Genomic DNA, 18,894 nt, shown 5'->3' with positions numbered 1-18,894 from the left:
CCACCGGCGGTTGCTCTTGGCCGCGCGCCTCTTCGCGATCCCGCAGAATGGATAGCAGGTAGGTGCGCCCGAGGCCGATCGGGTGCGGACGTCGACGCGGCCCTCTGGTCCGCTCCGCCCGCGCCACGTACGGACAGGACCGACGGGTCGTTGTGGACGACAGTACGGACGGCGCACTCGTGAGACGGCGTAGGAGAGAACGAGACCTGTGAGTGCTGCGACGACGCGAAGCCGTACCCCCGACCGCCTGTGCGCCGAGGCGCTAGACCTCGCCCGCGCGGCGGCCGAGGAAGCCGCCGCTCCCGGAGTGGTGGGCGAGCACGTCTCCGCCGTTGCGGAGGGCGACCGGGTCGTCACTCACTTCTTCGAGTGCAAGGACCCCGGCTACCGGGGCTGGCGCTGGGCCGTCACCGTGACGCGCGCCTCCCGCGCCAAGAACGTCACCCTCGACGAAACGGTGCTGCTTCCCGGCGACGACTCCCTCCTGGCCCCCGAGTGGGTGCCGTGGAGCGAGCGGCTGCGCCCGGGCGACATGGGCCCCGGCGACCTGCTGCCCACCGACGCCGAGGACCTGCGGCTCGAGCAGGGCTGGTCGGGCGAGGACGTACCGCCGCCGAACTCGGTCGTCTCCACCGAGATGGCGGAACTGGTCGAGGCCGAGGACGCCGACGTCACCGACCGCACCGTGGTACCCGTACGGGGTTCCATCGCCTCCGTCGCCGAGGAACTCGGCATGCGGCGCGCCCGCGTCCTGTCCCGCTACGGGCTGCACAGCGCCGCCGACCGCTGGGACGACTCCTTCGGGGCCAAGACACCGATGGCCCAGGCGGCACCCGCCTCCTGCGTCTCCTGCGGGTTCCTCGTCGCCATCGGCGGCTCGCTCGGCCAGGCCTTCGGCATCTGCGCCAACGAGTTCGGCCCGGCCGACGGGCACCTCGTCTCCCTCTCGTACGGCTGCGGCGGCCACTCCGAGGCCGCGGTCATGCCGAAGCCGCTGCGCCCGGCGCCGCCCGTGCTCGACTCGATGGCCTCGGACGAGTTCACGCTGCGCCCGGCCCCCGACACGGGCTCGGTGCCCTCGACGGACCTCCCGGCCGCGGACCTCGGCCACTCGTAGCCGTACGCGGCGAGGAGTACGGGCCGCACGGCGGGGCGACGGCCCCGCCCCGGCGGCGTACCCTCGGCGCATGGGGGAAGACGGCATGGTGGGGCTGGACGGCCGGGTGACCGGGACGGTGGGCCCGGGCCTGGTGGGCGAGGTGATCGTCCGCATCCGGGGCGGCGCGGAGCACTTCCTCGCGCACCCGGCGCACGGGACGGGCCGGCTGCCGGTCGGAACGGTGGTGACCGTCGTCGAGTACCTGCCGCCGCGCACGGTGTACGTGATGGCGGCGTACGACAACTGAGCCCCGTCGCCACCTGCGCGGATGCGGTTCGTATCAAGATGGCGACAAGAAACCGCCAGCGTCTTCTTAACGGCCCCGCACAGGAGCACACTCGCCCTCGTCAGTGTCGAACGGCACTGCGATAAGGGGGCGTTGCCGATGGCTATCGGCGTCGTGGCGGGAATCGTTCTCGCCGCAATCCTGGCCTTGATCGGCCTGTTCAAGCTCATGTGGCGGGTGGCCGAACCGAACGAGGCACTCGTCATCTCCGGCTCCACGCACCGCACCGAGGGCATCGGCGAGGGCATGGGGTTCCGGATCGTCACCGGGCGCGGAACCCTCGTGGTCCCCGGTGTGCAGGCGGTGCGGAAGCTCTCGCTGGACCTCAACGAGACCCAGCTGAACGTGGACTGCGTGACCCACCAGGGCATCCCGCTGCGGGTGAAGGGCGTCGTGATCTTCAAGATCGGCGACGACCTCGTGTCCATCGCGAACGCGGCACGCCGCTTCCTGGACCAGCAGAAGATGATGCCCGAGCGGGTGCACATCGTCTTCGCCGGCCATCTGCGGTCCATCGTGGGCGGGTTGACGGTCGAGGACATGATCCGCGACCGGGAGAAACTGACCGGGCAGACCCGGGCGGCCTGCGGTACGGAGATGGAGAAGCTCGGCCTGATCGTCGACTCGCTGCAGATCCACGAGATCGAGGACCCGACCGGCTACATCAAGAACCTGGCGATGCCGCACGCGGCCGCCGTCCAGCGGGACGCGCGCATCGCGCAGGCCGAGGCGAACCGTTTGGCCACCGAGGCCGAGCAGACCGCGTTCGCGCGGATGGCGGAGGCCACCCGCGACAGCGAGATCCTCCAGGCCGGCTACCAGGCCGAACGCGACAAGGCCGCCGCGACCGCCCGCCAGGCGGGCCCGCTCTCGGAGGCGGCGGCCCGCCAGGAGGTCGTCGTACAGGAGACCCGGGTCGCCGAGCTCGAGGCGCACCGGCGCGAGCAGCAGCTCCAGGCCGACGTACGCAAGCCCGCGGACGCGGCGGCGTACGAGACCCGCACCCGCGCCGAGGCCGAGCGCGACGCCCGCATCTCGGCGGCGCAGGCCAAGGCCAAGGAGACGGAGCTGGCGGCCGCGGCCGAGGCCACGCGGGTGACGACGGCGGCGACCGCGGACGCGGCGGCCACCGAGGCACGGGGGCTCGCGGCCGCGAAGGCCACCCGGGCGACCGGTGAGGCCGAGGCCGCGGCCACCCAGGCGAAGGGCCTCGCGGTGGCGGCGTCGGCGAAGGCGAAGGGCCTCGCCGAGGCCGACGCGATCAAGGCGCGGGCCGCCGCACTGGCCGAGAACCAGGAGGCGGTGGTCGCGCAGCAGCTCGCCGAGAACTGGCCGGCGATCGTGGAGGCGGGCGCCGGGGCCTTCGGGAACGTGGAGCACATGGTGCTCCTCAACGGGGCCGAGGGCATGTCGGAGATGTTCGCGAAGGCGCTGACCATGGGCGGCACCGGGCTGGGCCTGGCCCGCCAGGTGCTCGCGTCGATGTCCCAGCCGGCCGCCCCGGGGACCGCCCCCGGCACCACCCCGGTGAACGGCAGCACGGCATCCTCGTCCCACCAGATCCCGATCGCGGAGGCGTAACCCGGCCGGCGCGAGCCTGACCCACACGGGTTAGGCTCGCGCCCATGAGGCTGTCATGAGGCTGTTCGCCGCGGTGATGCCGCCCCAGAAGGCCGTCGACGAGCTCCGCGAGGCCGTCGAGGCCGCCCGGGACGCCCCGCCCGTCGGGCAGGACCGGCCCACCGAGCACGACCGGCTCCGCTGGACCGGGGAAGCGGGCTGGCACTTCACGCTCGCCTTCATGGGCGAGGTACGCGACCCCGTCCTGCCGGATCTGTACGCCCGCCTGGCGCGCGCCGCGCACCGCACCGACCCCTTCCCCCTCCGCATCCACGGCTCCGGGCACTTCGGCGAGCGCGCCCTGTGGGTCGGCGCCGCCGGCGGGCTCGACCAGATGCGGATGCTCGCCGAGCGCGCGGACGCGGCCGCCCGCCGGGCCGGGATCCCGATGGACCAGCACCGCCGGTACACCGCCCACCTCACCCTGGCCCGCAGCCACGGCGGCACCGACCTGCACCCGTACCTGGAGGCCCTCGCCGGCTTCGAGGGCACGCCCTGGCAGGTCGGGGAGCTCAGCCTGGTCCGCAGCAACCTCCCGACCGGTGGAGTACCCGGGGAGCAGCCCCGCTACGAGGTCCTCGAGGCCTGGCCCCTGGGGGCTTGACCCTCGGTACGGGAACGCCGGAGGACCGCGTTACGCTCGACGGGTGGATCCCAAGACCCGAAACCGCGTAATGGCCGGAGTACTCGTGCTGATGTTCGTAGTCGTGGCAGTGGCAGCCGCCGTAGGCCAGTAGCCCCTGCCCGCGCGGGCCCTTGCATGGAGTGGGCTCCAAGCAGTTGGCTTGGGGCTCATGAAGTACACACAGCTGGGACGCACCGGACTCAAGGTCAGCCGACTTGTACTCGGCACGATGAACTTCGGTCCGCAGACAGACGAACCCACCAGCCACTCGATCCTGGACGCCGCGCTCGCCTCGGGTCTGAACTTCGTGGACACGGCCAACGTCTACGGGTGGGGTGAGAACAAGGGCCGCACCGAGGAGATCATCGGCACCTGGTTCGCCCAGGGCGGCGGCCGACGGGACAAGACCGTGCTGGCCACCAAGGTGTACGCGAGCATGGCCGGCGAAGGCGACCCGTGGCCCAACTACGACCGGCTCTCGGCGCTGAACATCCGCCGGGCCGTCGAGGCCAGCCTCAAGCGGCTCCAGACGGACTACATCGACGTCTACCAGTTCCACCACGTCGACCGCCGGACCCCCTTCGAGGAGATCTGGCAGGCCGTCGACGTGCTGATCCAGCAGGGCAAGGTGCTGTACGCCGGGTCGTCGAACTTCCCCGGGTACAAGATCGCCCAGGCCAACGAGACGGCCGCCCGGCGCGGCTCGGTCGGGCTGGTCAGCGAGCAGTGCCTGTACAACCTCGCCGAGCGGCGCGCCGAGATGGAGGTCATCCCGGCCGCGCAGGAGTACGGGCTCGGGGTGATCCCGTGGTCCCCGCTGCACGGCGGGCTGCTCGGCGGTGTCATCAAGAAGGAGGTCGAGGGCGGCCGGCGTGCCTCCGGACGGTCCGCGGACGCCCTGGCCAACAGCTCCGTACGGGCGCAGGTGCAGGCGTACGAGGACCTGCTCGACAAGCACGGCCTGGAGCCCGGCGAGACGGCGCTGGCATGGCTGCTGACCCGGCCCGGGGTGACGGGCCCGATCGTGGGTCCCCGTACGGCGGAGCAGCTGGAGAGCGCGCTGCGCGCGCTGGAGCTGGAGCTGTCGGACGAGGTGCTCACCGGCCTGGACGAGATCTTCCCCGGCCCGGGCGCCTCGCCGGAGGCGTTCGCCTGGTGACCGGGTGGCGGCACGGGCGTACGGCCGCCGCGTCCCGGTGATGCGGCGGTCGTGCCGGGCGTGGGGCAAGTGGCCCGGCAGGAGCGGGTGTCAGGGGTCCTGGGCGGGGCGGTAGGGGCCGCCGATGCCCCAGGCCTGGTGCAGGACCGCCGCGAACTCCCCGGCCAGGCGGTGCTCGCCGGAGGCGTTGGGGTGGGTGCCGTCGTAGGTGTCCCGGTGGATCTCGTACGAGGCCGGGCGCGCGGCCAGCAGGATCGGCGAGGCCTCGGTCGACAGGTCGGCGACGGCCTTCGCGAGGAGCTCGTTGAACCGGGCGACCTCGGCCGCGAAGGGCGCGTCGGACTCGGCCCGGACGTTCGGGATGACCGGGAGCAGGATCATCCGGATGCCGGGCCGGACGGCGCGGGCCTCCGCGACGAAGCGGCGGGCATTGGCCGCGGTCTCCTCGGCGCCGGTGTAGAAGCCGAGGTCGATCAGGCCGAGGGAGACGAGGAGTATGTCGGCCTCGCCGGAGCGCACGGCGGGGCCGATGAGCGGGGCCATGTGCTGCCAGCCCTCGCCCCAGCCGGCGAGGTGGCGGCGGGCGTGCTCCGGGAAGCCGGGGTCGGCGTACGCGTGGCTGGCCGGCTCGTTCGCGGAGGTGTCGAACAGCTCGCAGCGCGGGCCGACGATCTCGTAGGGGCCGCCGAGGGCGGCATCGAGGTGCTGCCACATCCGGTAGCGCCAGGTGTAGTCGCCGGCGCGTCCGATGGTCATGGAGTCGCCGACGAACATGAAACGCATCCGGTCATCATCGCGGATCAGGCGCCGGGAGCCCCTGTGATGCCGGACACGCGGGGCGGGCTGGCACGCTTGGGGGTATGCGCCTGCTGCCGTTGACCGCCGTCATTGCCCTTGTCGTGCTGCCGGGTTCGGCCGCCGCGGCCGACCGGACCTCTGCCTCCGTGGCGTCGGGGTTCACGATCGCCGATCCGCGGATCAAGGAGTCGAGCGGGCTGGCGGCGAGCCGGATCCACCCGGGGGTGTACTGGACGCACAACGACAGCGACGACGGCCCGTACGTGTACGCGGTGGACTCGGCGACCGGCAGGACCGTGGCCCGGGTGACGCTGGCCGGGGTCGGGACCCCGCGCGACGTCGAGGCGATCTCGATGGGCCCGGACGGGCAGCTGTACGTCGGCGACATCGGCGACAACCTGAACGGGAGCTGGGACCACGTCTGGATCTACCGCTTCCCGGAGCCGAAGCAGCTGGCCGATGTCACGGTCAAGGCCGAGCAGTTCACCGTGCGGTACGCGGACGGGGCGCGCAACGCGGAGGCGCTGATGGTGCATCCGGTGACGGGCCGGGTGTACATCGCGAGCAAGAGCGAGGACAAGGGCGGGCTGTACGAGGGGCCGGAGAAGCTGTCCGCGTCGGGGACGAACGTGTTCCGGCGCGTGGCGGACCTGCCGTGGGTCACGGACGGGGCGTTCTCGCCGGACGGCGGCCGGCTGACGCTGCGCGGCTACTTCTTCGCGCGGACGTACCCGTGGAAGGACGGGCGGCCGGAGGGCGAGGGCGAGCGGGTGGACGCGCCGTGGCAGGGGCAGGCGGAGTCGGTGACGTACTCGGCGGACGGGTCGACGCTGATGTTCGGCTCGGAGGGGGAGTCGAGCCGGGTGGTGGCGGTTGCGGTGAAACCGGCGGCGTCCGACGGCTCCGCAGCCCCGGCTCCCGCGAAGCCGGGCGCGACTCCGGCCGCCGGGGCCCCCGGCCCTGCCGGCGAGCAGGGCGGGGGCAGCTTCACGAAGGGCGCGGCCGTCCTTGCCGTGGGCACGGCTCTGGTCTTCGGCGCCAAGCGCCTCTTCCGCCGGAAGCCCCGCAGCTCCTGACCTGCTACGCCGCCGCGACCAGCTCACGGGGGCGGGGGGAGGGGACGAACGTGACTCCGCGGCGGGTCACGCTCAGGCGGAGGTTGCCGACCCGGGAGAGGATCACCGCGATCGTCGCGGCGGCGGCCAGCGAGACGAGGCCGCCCGCGGCCATGCCGATCCGGGCCCCGTACGTGTCCGTCACCCAGCCGACGACCGGTGCACCGATCGGGGTGCCGCCGGTGAACACCATCATGAACAGGGCCATCACCCGCCCCCGCATCTCGGGGTCGGTGGCCATCTGGACGCTCGCGTTGGCGGTGACGTTGACCGTCAGCCCGAACATCCCGATCGGCACGAGCAGCGCCGCGAACAGCCGGAACCCGGGCGCGAAGGCCGTCACGACCTCCAGTACGGAGAACAGCAGTGCCGCCGCGACCAGCAGCCGCAGCCGGGAGCTGCCCCGCCGCGCCGCCAGCAGCGCACCGGCCAGGGAGCCCGCGGCGATCAGCGTGTTGAACAGCCCGTACGTGCCCGCGTCCCCGTGGAACACGTCGCTGACGAACGCCGACAGCCAGATCGGGAAGTTGAACCCGAAGGTGCCGATGAAGCCCACCAGTACGATCGGCCAGATCAGCTCCGGGCGCCCGGCGACGTAGCGCAGGCCCTCCTGCAGCTGGCCCTTGGCGCGGGGCTGCGGCTCGATCGGGTGCAGTTCGCGCGTCCGCATCAGCAGCAGGCCGACGACGGGCGCGGCGAAGGACAGCCCGTTCAGCAGGAAGGCCCAGCCGGAGCCGACGGCGGTGATCAGCACACCGGCGATCGCCGGGCCGACCAGCCGCGCGGACTGGAAGTTGGCAGAGTTCAGGCTGACGGCGTTGGCGAGCTGCTCCGGGCCGACCATCTCGGAGACGAACGTCTGCCGTGCGGGGTTGTCCACGACGGTGACGAGGCCGAGCAGGAAGGCCGCGAGGTACACGTGCCAGACCTGGACGTGTCCGGCCAGGGTGAGCGCGGCCAGCGCGACACCGGTCAGGCCCATCAGGGACTGCGTGGCGATCAGCAGCGGCCGCTTGGGCAGCCGGTCCGCGAGTACGCCTCCGTAGAGGCCGAACACCAGCATCGGCAGGAACTGCAGCGCGATGGTGATGCCGACGGCGGAAGCCGAGCCGGTCAGGGACAGGACCAGCCAGTCCTGGGCGATGCGCTGCATCCAGGTGCCGGTGTTGGACACCGCCTGTCCCGTGGCGAAGAGCCGGTAGTTCCGGATCTTCAGCGAGCTGAACATCGAGTTGTTCTCGCCCGCGGCGCGCGTCGTGCGCGCGGTGCTAGTGGTGGATGTATGGCCGGGTGCGGAGTCTGCTCCGTTTCCCGTACTCAAAAGCGTTCGCCTCCTGGCGTCGTCTCCTAAAAGTGGGCGAGCTTCTCCAGGACGGGCGCGGCCTCGCGCAGCTTGGCCCATTCGTCCTCGGTGAGCTCGGCCGCGAGCCCGGCCAGGAAGGCGTTCCGCTTGCGACGGCTCTCCTCGAGCATCGCTTCGGCCTCCTCGGTCTGGGTGACCACCTTCTGGCGGCGGTCGTCCGGGTGCGGCTGCAGCCTGACCAGCCCCTTGGCCTCCAGCAGCGCGACGATGCGTGTCATCGACGGCGGCTGGACGTGTTCGCGCCGGGCCAGCTCACCGGGTGTGGCCTGGCCGCACCGGGCGAGGGTGCCGAGGACCGACATCTCGGTCGGGCTCAGCGATTCGTCGACGCGCTGGTGCTTGAGGCGCCGGCCCAGCCGCATGACGGCGGAGCGGAGGTCGTTCACGGCGGCAGCGTCGTCGCCATGGGTAAGGTCGAGCATCTCCTTAGACTACCTCATTACTCTCGCTAAGGAACGCCACTTAATCGAATCACTCGTACGGGTGAGTCGGCGGCGGAAAGTGACACGCGTCCGCGGCCTGTGCCACGACCCTTTCGGCATGGGGACACACGTGCTGAGCATGCGCATAGACGGGGAGCTGCTCGACCGCCTCCGGACTCATGCCGCCAAACGCGGAATGAGCGTCCAGGACTATGTCGTCCGGACGCTCATTCGCGATGACTTCGACGAGCGCTTCAAGGCGGCGGTCGACGAGACGGAGAAGTTCTACGGGCTTACGTGAGGCCGAGGGCCGGCATCGCGTAGTAGAAGACGAACACCGCCGACACGACGTACATGGCCGCCGGGACCTCGCGGCCCCGGCCGGTCGCCAGCCGCAGCACGCAGAAGCTGATGAAGCCGAAGCCGATGCCGTTGGTGATCGAGTACGTGAACGGCATCATCACCATGGCCAGGAAGGCCGGCACGGCGATGGTGAAGTCGCTCCAGTCGATGTCCTTGACCGAGCCCGCCAGGATCAGGAAGCCGACCGCCACGAGGGCGGGGGTGGCCGCCTGGGACGGGACCATGGTGGCGAGCGGGGTCAGGAACAGCGCCACGGCGAAGAGGCCGCCGGTCACGACGTTCGCCAGACCGGTACGGGCGCCCTCGCCGACGCCGGCCGTGGACTCCACGAAGCAGGTGGTCGCCGAGGACGAGGTGGCGCCGCCGGACGCGACGGCCAGGCCGTCGACCAGCAGGACGCGGTTGATGCCGGGGAACTCGCCGGTCTTCCTGTCGATCAGCTTGGCCTCGTCGCCGACGCCGAGGATCGTCCCCATCGCGTCGAAGAAGCAGGACAGCAGCACGGTGAAGACGAAGAGGATGCCGGTCAGCAGGCCGACCTTGCCGAAGCCGCCGAACAGGCTGACCTGGCCGACGAGCCCGAAGTCGGGCGCGGCCACCGGGTTGCCCGGCCACTCGGGGACGGTCAGGCCCCAGCCCGAGTCGGGCAGCTTGGCGATCAGCTGGACGGCGACGGCGATCACGGTCATGACCACGATGGAGATCAGGATCGCGCCGGGCGTCTTGCGGATCAGCAGGGCGAGGGTCAGCAGGACGCCGACGATGAAGATCAGCACCGGCCAGCCGTGCAGGTGGCCCGCCGTGCCGAGCTGGAGCGGCACGGTGGTGTGCGCGGCGTCCGGGATGCGGGTGACGAAGCCCGAGTCGACCAGGCCGATCAGCATGATGAACAGGCCGATGCCGATCGCGATGCCCTTGCGCAGGCTGAGCGGGACGGCGTTCATGACCCGCTCGCGCAGGCCGCTCGCGACCAGCAGCATCACGACGAAGCCGGCCAGGACCACCATGCCCATGGCGTCGGGCCAGCTCATGCGCGGGGCGAGCTGGAGGGCGACGACGGTGTTCACGCCGAGGCCGGCGGCGAGCGCGATCGGGACGTTGCCGATGACGCCCATGAGGAGCGTGGTGAACGCCGCCGTCAGGACGGTGGCGGTGACGAGCTGGCCGCTGTCGAGCTGGTGCCCGTACATGTCCTTCGCGCTGCCCAGGATGATCGGGTTCAGCACGATGATGTAGGCCATCGCGAAGAAGGTGGCGAAACCGCCGCGGACCTCGCGGGCGATCGTCGAGCCGCGCTCGGAGATCTTGAAGTAGCCGTCCAGGCCGGACGTGCCCTGAGGGGCGGGTTCCGGGAGGGTGGGCGCGGGGGCGGGGGCCGACGTGCTCATGCGGTCCTCTGGGGGCTCATTGCGGGGGCATTGGGGGATTCATACGAAGAAAATGGGCCATGCCCACACCGTTTCAGTATGAACACATGAACGAAAGCCCGTCCATCTCCGCGCGTAGACCCCGTTTCCGCGCACCTAGACTTGAGGGCATGGCGAAATGGACTGCGAAGCACGAGGCGCCCGAGCCCCTTGAGGGCCCGATCGTCGCGACCGTCACCGGCGGCACGATCATCTGGTTCGCCCTGTTCCTGGTCCAGCTCCCCTTCTACGGCTGGTTCGCCGAGCGGGACCTGCTGTGGTGGGTCTGGTGCTGCGCGGCCGGCGGCGTGCTCGGCCTGATCGGCGTCTGGTACGTACGGGGCCGGGATGCGGCGCTCAAGCGGCACGCCGCAGCTGCGCCGGCCGCGCGGGACGAGGAAAGCGGCGCCGGCCCGGCGCCGCGCACCGGCTGACGGCAGCCGGGCCGGCCGCGCCGGCATGCGGGCCCCGCCTTGGTGCAGGGGTGTCCGGTGCGTGCCCGACCGGGGGACGATTCGGGTCATCCCGAAGTCGGATCTTCGCGCCGCTCGGCGGGTGAACGCAGGAAACCCCCTTTACCGTCGATTGCATGACGCAGCGGGCAGAGATCGAACCCAACGGTTCCGAGCCGGTAGGCGGCGGTCCCGGCGGCGCGGCCATCGACGCCGGAGCCGAGCTCGACCCGGTACACCCGATGCGGCCGCCCGCGCCCCGGTTCAAGCCCGGCGGCCTGAGCACCGCCGAAGTCGCCGAACGCGTCGCGCGCGGAGCCGTCAACGACGTGCCCGTGCGCAGCAGCCGCTCCACCGCCGACATCGTCCGCGCCAACGTCTTCACCCGGTTCAACGCCATCATCGGCGTGCTCTGGGTAGTCATGATCATCGTCGCGCCGCTCCAGGACAGCCTCTTCGGCTACGTGATCATCGCGAACACCGGCATCGGCATCATCCAGGAGATGCGGGCCAAGAAGACCCTGGACAGCCTCGCCGTCATCGGCGAGGCCAAACCCAGCGTCCGCCGCGACGGCCGGACCGCCGAGATCTCCACCTCCGAGATCGTCCTCGACGACGTCGTCGAGCTCGGGCCGGGGGACAAGGTCGTCGTCGACGGCGCCGTCGGCGAGGCCGACGGGCTCGAGATCGACGAGTCCCTGCTCACCGGCGAGGCCGACCCCGTCCTGAAGAAGCCAGGCGACCCGGTCATGTCCGGATCCTTCGTCGTCGCCGGCGGCGGCGCGTTCACCGCCACCAAGGTCGGCCGCGCGGCCTACGCCGCCCAGTTGGCCGAAGAGGCCACCCGCTTCACACTCGTCCACTCCGAGTTGCGCTCCGGAATCTCCACCATCCTCAAGTACGTCACCTGGATGATGATCCCGACCTCGATCGGTCTGATCATCAGCCAGCTCGTCGTCAAGGATGACAACCTCAAGGACGCCATCGCCCGCACCGTCGGCGGCATCGTCCCGATGATCCCCGAGGGCCTGGTCCTGCTGACCTCCGTCGCCTTCGCGATCGGCGTCATCCGGCTCGGCCGCAAGCAGTGCCTGGTGCAGGAACTGCCGGCCATCGAGGGCCTCGCCCGCGTCGACGTGGTCTGCCTCGACAAGACCGGCACCCTCACCGAGGGCGGCATGGACGTCACCGAGCTCCGCCCGCTCGGCGGCGCGGAGGACACGTACGTCAAGAAGGTGCTCGGCGCGCTCGGCGAATCCGACCCGCGGCCCAACGCCAGCCTCCAGGCGATCATCGACGCCTACCCCGTCAGCGCCGAGTGGCGCTGCACCGAGTCGCTGCCCTTCTCCTCCGCCCGCAAGTACAGCGGCGCCAGCTTCAGCGAGGGCGACGGCGAGAACAACACCTGGCTGCTCGGCGCCCCCGACGTGCTCCTCCCGGCCGGCGACCCGGCCCTCGACGAGATCAACGAGCTCAACGAGCAGGGACTGCGCGTCCTGCTGCTCGCCAAGGCCGCGGGCGAGCTCGACGACCCGGCCGTCGGGGCCGGGGCCCGGCCGACCGCCCTGATCGTCCTGGAACAGCGGCTGCGTCCGGACGCCGCCGACACCCTGCGCTACTTCGAGGACCAGAAGGTCCACACGAAGGTCATCTCCGGCGACAACGCGGTCTCCGTCGGCGCGGTGGCCGGCAAGCTCGGCCTGCCGGGCGCCGAGAACACGGTCGATGCGCGCAGGCTGCCGACCGACCAGGCCGACATGGCCAGGGTCCTCGACGAGAACGCCGTCTTCGGGCGCGTCACCCCGCAGCAGAAGCGCGACATGGTCGGCGCACTGCAGTCCAAGGGCCACACGGTCGCGATGACGGGCGACGGCGTCAACGACGTCCTGGCCCTCAAGGACGCGGACATCGGCGTGAGCATGGGCTCGGGCTCCGAGGCCACCCGCGCGGTCGCGCAGATCGTCCTGCTGAACAACAGCTTCTCCACCCTCCCGTCGGTGGTCGCCGAGGGGAGGCGGGTCATCGGCAACATCACCCGGGTCGCCACCCTCTTCCTCACGAAGACCGTCTACTCGGTCCTGCTGGCGATCCTGGTGGTCTGCTCCCAGGTCGAGTACCCCTTCCTGCCGCGCCACCTGACGCTGCTGTCCACCCTCACCATCGGCATCCCGGCGTTCTTCCTGGCCCTGGCCCCGAACAAGGAGCGCGCGAAGCCGCACTTCGTGAAACGGGTGATGCGGTACGCGATCCCGGGCGGCGTGATCGCGGCGGTGGCCACCTTCGCGACGTACCTGGTCGCCCGCCACCACTACACGGGCCCGGACGCCCTGAACGCCGAGACGAGCGCGGCGACGCTGACGCTGTTCCTGACCTCGATGTGGGTCCTGGTGATCATCGCCCGCCCGTACACGTGGTGGCGGGTGGCCCTGGTCGGCGCGATGGGTGCGGCGTTCCTGATCGTCCTCGTCGTCCCGTGGCTCCAGGACTTCTTCCAGCTGAAGCTGGTGGGCACCCAGATGCCGTGGACGGCCGTCGCCATCGCGGCGGGGGCGTCCGTCCTGATCGAGTTCACGTTCCGCTGGGTGGACCGGAGGTTCCCGGCTTGACCGCAGCTCGAACCCGCCCCAGGGCGACGCATCCCGCGAGCTCGGCGACGCAGGCGCAAGGGAGCAGGATGCACAAGGTGGCGAGCAGGGAGACGGTCAAGTAGGCGTTGTACCCAGTGAGCGCCACGGCCGTTCCCAGCGTGTTCAGAGCCGTCAGGCCTGCGTAGCTCCCGAACACCGGTGGACGTCGAAGAACTGCGGCGCGGGGCCGCGCCAGTACGGCCAGCACCGTGTTCGCGACGATGCCCAGAAGCAGCCCCGGCCAGACCAGCATGGCCGAACCTCCCTGGAATGCGCGCCAGAGGTACCACCCGGGATCTGTCGCCGACAACACGAACATGAGGGCCGCCGCCAGGAGCGCCGCCGCCGAGGAGAAGGGCCAGTACGGCACGCGTTCCGTGCGGTCACGACGGGAAGGCGGCTGGTTCCACACCGATGCAGTCGTACGCACCCGGGCTTCATCCTGGGCCACCCGGCTTTCAGCCAGGGGCACCCGGGTTTCAGCCGGGGGCACCCGGGTTTTCGCCTCGACGACGACCTGGACCGCTGCTTCTCCCGTAGCGGTGCGGACCAGCACGTTGCCCCGGTGGTTCCCCGGGCCGGGAAGCCGCTTCGCCTTCACCTCGACCTCACCCGCGTCGGCCACGGGCTCTGCGGTCAGCCACGGGGCATCTGTCGTGGCTTCCAGCTCGAAGTGCGCCACAGGCGGACCCTGCACGGTGATCACGGCCGCCGGTCCGAGCGAGTCCAGGGTCACCGTTCCGAGATCCAGCACCTCCGGACCGACCCGGGGCCGTACCGAGCGCCGTACCCTGTCGGCTCGGTCTGCCACACGGTTGCTGTCGTCCGACCGCATCTCGTCCAGTGTCGTCACGGCCGTGAGGGCCGGCCCGATCTCGTTGCCCTGGAGTATGGATTCGAGGTCCTCGATGGCCCACAGCCGATCTGCGGGGCTGGACGAATGGACAAGGACGGCCACCTTCTCCGGGAGCGGCGTGGGCTCGGTTCGCCGTGCCGGGGCCCGGGCGATGGGGAGGTCGCGGCCATGGGCGCCGAAGACCCACAGGCGAGGAGTCTGGTGGGGCGTCAGTTCGCGCAGCTCGTCGCACACATATTGGTGAAGCTCGGACACACCGATCTCGCCGTTGCCGTCCAGATCGGCGTTGCCGCTGCGCAGCCCTTTCACTACCGAGCGGGTGAAGAAGGACGGTTGCAGCCGTTCCGCGGCCTCGTCGTGGTTGCCCTCGATCGCGGTCTCGACCGCGCCGCATGCGGCCAGCACCGCCCGCCCGCGCTGGCTCGTATCGCTGATCTGGTGGAGGTTCTGGAAGCTCTCGCCCACGTGCGGATCCGGATCGGCCCGCGTGAGCAGCCCCCGTTCGAACGCTCCGGCGTAGCAGCAGTCGAGGATGACGACGGCGCGTCGCGCCTGGCTCGCCAGCATCAGGCTGCTCACGTATTCCGCCGGTACGGCCGTCGAAGAGAGGCGGACGCACCGGGTGTCAACGGTCGCGAGGAAGAGTGTGCCGGCGGCGTCCTTCACCCCGTGGCAGGAGAAGTGCAGCAACAGGGTGTGGTCCGATGAGCGGTCGGCGAAGAACTCCTCGACCTCCTCGCGGAGTTCCTGACAGCTCGGGTCCGAGAGCGTCTCCACGTCGAAACCGCCGACGGCGGGGTCGCCGAGCACTTCGGCGAGGGCCACGGCGTCCTGCGGCGGTGCCCGCAGCGCGGTGAGCTTGCTGTCGCGGTAGCTGCTGGTGACGACGACGAGTGCCTTCCTGCGCGACTCAGCCACCTTCCACCTCCGGTTCGCCGTTGTCGGCAGAGGCGGCCCGCAGCCACGCATCGATCAGTCTGCGCTGCTCGGCGTCATCCACGCCGGTCAGGCTCAGGCGGTGGTCGCCGATCTTCAGGGTGACGCCTGAAGGGCTGGAGGCACGGCTTCGCCAGTCGCCGACGACGGATACGACTTCCTTCAGCAGGGTCATGGCCGCGGGCAGCGTGACCAGCAGTTCGTTCGCCAGCTCCAGGGCGCCCGCCCGGCTGCCGGGCGGTACGGGGCCCGCCTCGGCGCGCTCGACGTTCACGACGTCCAGTTCCAGCAGGTCCCGGCGGAGGGTGTCCACTTCCCGCAGTAGCGATTCGATGTCTTCGTCGGACCGCTGGACCTCGATACGCAACCGTTCGGCCATGGGTCATCGCTCCGCAGGGTCGCCGTACGTGCTCCGGCCTGCCCCCTCCCTTCCATTTTGCACCGTTTCGGGGAGGGGGCCCAGGGGAGGGGGTGCAGCCGGTCCGGCCGGCTCAGTCGAACCAGCGGTCGCGGGCCAGTTCTGCCGTGCGGGAGGGGTCCTCCAGGAGGGCCGCCACCTCGAAGCGGCGGGGCCACTGGCCCGCCGACCAGGCCAGGCCCGCCGCCACGCCCTCGAGGGTGGAGGCGTGCAGGGTGCCGTCCGGGGTGCGGCGCCAGTCGAGTTCCACGCCGCCCGCGATCAGTTCCTCGTGCTCGAGGTAGGTCTCCGGGGTCGAGGGGCCCAGCAGGAGGAGCACCGACTCCGGTACTTCGTGCTCCTCGCCCGGGGTCGTCACCTCTGCCGGGACCGTCTCCGAGAGGCGGCGGACCTGGAGGAGCTCCGCCAGGTCGGCCGCGCGGGCCGGGGCCACCGGCAGGAGGGGGAGGCCTGCCGTGAGGGGCAGCAGGTCCGGGGCGTCCGTGATCAGCGCGTCCGCCGCGTCGACCACGACGACCTCGCCGTCCACCACCGCGCGCAGCTCGTCCGGGAGCGTGACCTGCTCGGGGTCCAGATCGGCCAGGGCCCCGTACAGGGCGTGCAGTTGGCGGTCCGACACCTCGCGGTCCGGGTCGGCGAGCCGGCCCAGGAGCTCGGCGGCGCCGCCGGGTTCCTCCAGCAGGGCCGGCACGGTCGTGCGTACGCCGAGGGCCCGCAGGACCTGCTCGTCCTCGAAGCCCGTGGCGTCCGCCGAGGTGTACAGGCCCGCCAGCAGCGGGTCGCCGCCCGCCGCGCGCAGGCCCGCCGGGCGGCGGCCGTCGAGCACCGGGTGGTCGCGCAGCCACCAGGCGGTGTACGGGCGCACCGACTGCGTGGTGCCGTCCGGCAGCAGGACCCGTACGGGCTGGGTCAGCGCATCGCGCAGCGGGGGCTGCGCGAGCATGGCCAGGGCCTGGGGCCAGCAGTCGTCGTCGACCAGGTCGAGGTCCCGGACCGCGACGAGTTCCGTGGCCACGGGCGGCAGCGGAGTGTCGGGGAGCTGGTCGAGGACGTCCTCGCACCACACGTCCACCGCGTCCAGCAGGCCCGCATCGTCGGGCTCGGCGAAGTCCCCGTCGCGGGGCTCCAGTTCGTCCGGGTCGAGGACCACATCGGTGGCGCGGACCAGCTGGAACTCGGCCAGCACCCCGCAGGCGGTCAGCGGCTGCGCACCCCACCGGTCGGCCAGTTCCGCGTCCACGTACGGGACTTCGTCCTCGCGGATCACCGAGGCCAGCGGAGAGCCCGGCAGCAGGAGCTCGCCCGCGGGCGTGAGCTCGCCGTCCTCGTCCGGGAGGGCCAGCGCCCCCAGCCACGGCTCGTCGCCCGGCGCCAGGTCGGCCTCCCGGACCAGGCCCAGGACCATCTCGGCCAGCTCGTCCGCATCGAGGGCGTCCTCGTCCCAGATCTCCCCGGCGTCGAGGGAGGCGGCCACCGCCGCCCGTACCTGCGGGGTCGTCAGGACCGCGCGGGGCGTGGCCGGGAGCGCACCGAGGCGCTCCAGCAGCGGGTGCGCCGCGTCCGGGTGGGCCACCTTCAGCCCCATCCGGGCCAGGTCCTTCGGGGTGTCCGCGTCGGGCAGCAGCACGTGGCGCGGGCCGATCGTGGTCCGCCCGTCGGCCAGCGGCACCGGCAGGCCCGAGAGCCGGTCCGGATCCACCCCGGCCAGGGTGTCGTACAGCCGGTGCCACCAGTCCGGGGTGCGCTCGATGCCCGCGATCCGCTCGATGGCGTCCCCCAGCGGCAGCCGGCCCACGCCCAGGGTGCGCAGCTCGGGCCGGCGCTCCAGCCCGGCGGGGAGGAGGGTCGGCAGGACCTCGGCGAGGACCCGTACGGTGTCGGCGCCCGCGCCCTCCACCACCTCGGCCTCGAAGGGGCGCAGGGCGGACCGCTCCTCCGCGTGCTCGGCGGGAGCCGCCGGGGCAAGGAAGGCGGTACGGGGCAGCCGCTGCAGCACGGCCGCGCGCAGCGCCCCGTCCAGCGGGCCCTGGCCGAGCGGCCCGGGTACGAGGTCCACGAGCGCGGTGCTCACCGGGTCCCAGGCGCCCAGCAGTTCGGCGTACGCGTCGGCCGCGCGCTCCACCAGGAAGTCGGCCAGCGGCCCCGGCGCGGGGTGCCGGCGGGCGGTGTCCAGCGGCAGCGTCGCGATGAGCAGGGCGGGGATGCCCAGCGGCTCGTCGGTCGGTGTCGGCGCGTGCACCACGGGCGCGGTGGCCGGGCGTACGGGGGCGCCGTCGGTGTCGACGGGCACGGCCCAGGACACCGTCCAGACGGGCCGCAGCCGCTCCTCGACCGGCCGGTCGGCGAGCAGCGCCCGCTCGATGGGGCCGCTGTGGCGGACGGTGCGCCAGCGCCGGGTCTCGCCCCCGGTGCCTCCTGCCGAGTCCTCGATGACGGTGTACGCGCCCTCGTCGCGGCGGCGGAGCGTGCGGGTGCCCTCCTCCGGGGTCTCCACGAGGATCTCGGCCAGCCCGGGCAGGGTGAGCAGCAGTGCGTCGTCGATGCCGGCCAGCAGCCGCTGCACCAGGTCCTCGGCGGCGGCGTCGCGCAGCGGGAGGACGACCACGGTGTCGTACCCGTCGGGGGCGGTGCCCTCGGCGGGCAGCGGCAGCCGCAGCAGCGGGACGTGCCCGTCGCGGCGGCGCAGTTCGTCGCCGAGGCCGGGGCTGCCGTTGGCGGCGTCGCGGGCCAGTTCGCGGGCCTCGGCCAGGGACCAGCGGACACCGCCGTGGCGGCCGAGTACGGCGGGCTCGTCGGACACCGCGATGACGGCTGCGAAGCCGACGCCGAAGCGGCCCACGGTGTCGGCGGAGCCGGTCGTGCCGGCCGCGCCGGCCGATCCCGCGGGCTCCCGCTTCGCGGAGGCCCGCAGGGTGCTCAGCGACTCCACGCCCGTCGCGTCCAGTGGGGCACCGGTGTTGGCGACGGCCAGCACCGCGTGCCCGCCGTCGCCGGGGTGCAGGGTGAGCCGGAGCCGGCCGGGCACCCGGGCCCGGGCCGCGGCGTCGGCTGCGTTCTGCGCCAGCTCGACGACGAGCCGGTCGCGGTAGCCGCCGAGGGCCAGGTCCTCCTCGGCGTTGGCGTCCTCCCGGAAGCGGGCCGGGCCCGCGCCCCAGGAGTCGAGCACCCCGCGCCGCAGCCGGGCCGTGCCGAAGGGGTCCACGCCGCCCTGGGCCGCCGTCACTCGCACGCTCACGCCGCTGCCTCCAAGCTGTCCTGCACTGCACTGCATTCACCGAGTGCCGAATGC

General features: G+C 72.1%; 16 protein-coding genes. 9 read left to right on the top strand and 7 right to left on the bottom strand.

Going from position 1 to position 18,894, the window contains the following annotated elements; translation table 11 throughout:
* Nucleotides 1-208: 208 nt before the first annotated feature.
* The 5 genes from AB0M76_RS13760 to AB0M76_RS13740 all read left to right on the top strand — a co-directional run bounded on the left by AB0M76_RS13760 (nucleotide 209) and on the right by AB0M76_RS13740 (nucleotide 4,849).
* Nucleotides 209-1,117: a DUF3027 domain-containing protein gene (locus AB0M76_RS13760; protein ID WP_365953058.1), complete on the top strand. Its 909-nt coding sequence runs from the start codon at nucleotides 209-211 to the stop codon at nucleotides 1,115-1,117.
* A gap of 70 nt (nucleotides 1,118-1,187) precedes the next feature.
* Nucleotides 1,188-1,406: a hypothetical protein gene (locus tag AB0M76_RS13755; RefSeq protein WP_030156898.1), complete on the top strand. Its 219-nt coding sequence runs from the start codon at nucleotides 1,188-1,190 to the stop codon at nucleotides 1,404-1,406.
* Between the two features lie 132 nt (nucleotides 1,407-1,538).
* Nucleotides 1,539-3,026: an SPFH domain-containing protein gene (locus AB0M76_RS13750; RefSeq protein ID WP_365953057.1), complete on the top strand. Its 1,488-nt coding sequence runs from the start codon at nucleotides 1,539-1,541 to the stop codon at nucleotides 3,024-3,026.
* Nucleotides 3,027-3,081: 55 nt separating this feature from the next.
* Nucleotides 3,082-3,669: an RNA 2',3'-cyclic phosphodiesterase gene (gene thpR, locus AB0M76_RS13745; protein ID WP_365953055.1), complete on the top strand. Its 588-nt coding sequence runs from the start codon at nucleotides 3,082-3,084 to the stop codon at nucleotides 3,667-3,669.
* Between the two features lie 190 nt (nucleotides 3,670-3,859).
* Nucleotides 3,860-4,849: an aldo/keto reductase gene (locus AB0M76_RS13740; protein WP_365953054.1), complete on the top strand. Its 990-nt coding sequence runs from the start codon at nucleotides 3,860-3,862 to the stop codon at nucleotides 4,847-4,849.
* A 90-nt stretch (nucleotides 4,850-4,939) separates the two neighbouring features.
* On the opposite strand, the gene AB0M76_RS13735 is transcribed toward AB0M76_RS13740, so the two are convergent.
* The gene (locus AB0M76_RS13735; protein ID WP_365953053.1) at nucleotides 4,940-5,632 is read right to left on the bottom strand and encodes a GDSL-type esterase/lipase family protein; all 693 of its coding nucleotides are present in this window, start codon (nucleotides 5,630-5,632) and stop codon (nucleotides 4,940-4,942) included.
* Nucleotides 5,633-5,709: 77 nt separating this feature from the next.
* On the opposite strand from AB0M76_RS13735, the gene AB0M76_RS13730 reads away from it, so the two are divergent.
* Entirely contained in the window at nucleotides 5,710-6,723 is a 1,014-nt protein-coding gene (locus AB0M76_RS13730; protein WP_365953052.1) for a WD40 repeat domain-containing protein, read from the top strand.
* 4 nt (nucleotides 6,724-6,727) lie between these two features.
* Here the strand turns inward: AB0M76_RS13730 and AB0M76_RS13725 are convergent, their stop codons facing one another.
* Together AB0M76_RS13725 and AB0M76_RS13720 are read right to left on the bottom strand one after the other, a co-directional pair.
* Entirely contained in the window at nucleotides 6,728-8,083 is a 1,356-nt protein-coding gene (locus AB0M76_RS13725; RefSeq protein ID WP_365953051.1) for an MFS transporter, read from the bottom strand.
* 26 nt (nucleotides 8,084-8,109) lie between these two features.
* Nucleotides 8,110-8,547, bottom strand: coding sequence for a MarR family transcriptional regulator (locus tag AB0M76_RS13720; RefSeq protein ID WP_365953050.1), 438 nt, complete (start codon nucleotides 8,545-8,547; stop codon nucleotides 8,110-8,112).
* Between the two features lie 118 nt (nucleotides 8,548-8,665).
* On the opposite strand from AB0M76_RS13720, the gene AB0M76_RS13715 reads away from it, so the two are divergent.
* Nucleotides 8,666-8,848, top strand: a complete 183-nt coding sequence (locus AB0M76_RS13715) for a hypothetical protein (RefSeq protein WP_030156886.1) — start codon at nucleotides 8,666-8,668, stop codon at nucleotides 8,846-8,848.
* Here AB0M76_RS13715 and AB0M76_RS13710 read toward each other — a convergent pair.
* On the bottom strand, nucleotides 8,841-10,298 hold the full coding sequence (locus tag AB0M76_RS13710; protein WP_365953049.1) for an NCS2 family permease: 1,458 nt from the start codon (nucleotides 10,296-10,298) through the stop codon (nucleotides 8,841-8,843). The genes AB0M76_RS13715 and AB0M76_RS13710 overlap by 8 nt on opposite strands.
* A gap of 149 nt (nucleotides 10,299-10,447) precedes the next feature.
* On the opposite strand from AB0M76_RS13710, the gene AB0M76_RS13705 reads away from it, so the two are divergent.
* Together AB0M76_RS13705 and AB0M76_RS13700 are read left to right on the top strand one after the other, a co-directional pair.
* Nucleotides 10,448-10,750, top strand: a complete 303-nt coding sequence (locus AB0M76_RS13705) for a DUF2530 domain-containing protein (protein ID WP_266995329.1) — start codon at nucleotides 10,448-10,450, stop codon at nucleotides 10,748-10,750.
* A 155-nt stretch (nucleotides 10,751-10,905) separates the two neighbouring features.
* Nucleotides 10,906-13,374 (top strand): HAD-IC family P-type ATPase, encoded by a 2,469-nt coding sequence (locus tag AB0M76_RS13700; protein ID WP_365953048.1) that lies wholly within the window; start codon nucleotides 10,906-10,908, stop codon nucleotides 13,372-13,374.
* Here the strand turns inward: AB0M76_RS13700 and AB0M76_RS13695 are convergent.
* From AB0M76_RS13695 to AB0M76_RS13685, 3 genes are all read right to left on the bottom strand, one after another.
* Nucleotides 13,337-15,169: a caspase family protein gene (locus AB0M76_RS13695; protein WP_365953047.1), complete on the bottom strand. Its 1,833-nt coding sequence runs from the start codon at nucleotides 15,167-15,169 to the stop codon at nucleotides 13,337-13,339. The two genes, AB0M76_RS13700 and AB0M76_RS13695, sit on opposite strands and share 38 nt — an antisense overlap.
* Complete coding sequence (locus AB0M76_RS13690; RefSeq protein ID WP_365953046.1) at nucleotides 15,162-15,566, bottom strand: hypothetical protein; 405 nt, start codon at nucleotides 15,564-15,566, stop codon at nucleotides 15,162-15,164. The genes AB0M76_RS13695 and AB0M76_RS13690 overlap by 8 nt, the downstream gene beginning before the upstream one ends.
* A 112-nt stretch (nucleotides 15,567-15,678) precedes the next feature.
* Complete coding sequence (locus tag AB0M76_RS13685) at nucleotides 15,679-18,840, bottom strand: molecular chaperone Hsp90 (RefSeq protein WP_365953044.1); 3,162 nt, start codon at nucleotides 18,838-18,840, stop codon at nucleotides 15,679-15,681.
* Nucleotides 18,841-18,894 lie beyond the last annotated feature (54 nt).

Origin of the sequence: Streptomyces sp. NPDC051364, from assembly GCF_040682115.1 — a bacterium.
Taxonomy (GTDB): Bacteria; Actinomycetota; Actinomycetes; order Streptomycetales; family Streptomycetaceae; genus Streptomyces.
This window is presented reverse-complemented; position numbering and strand designations above follow the sequence as displayed.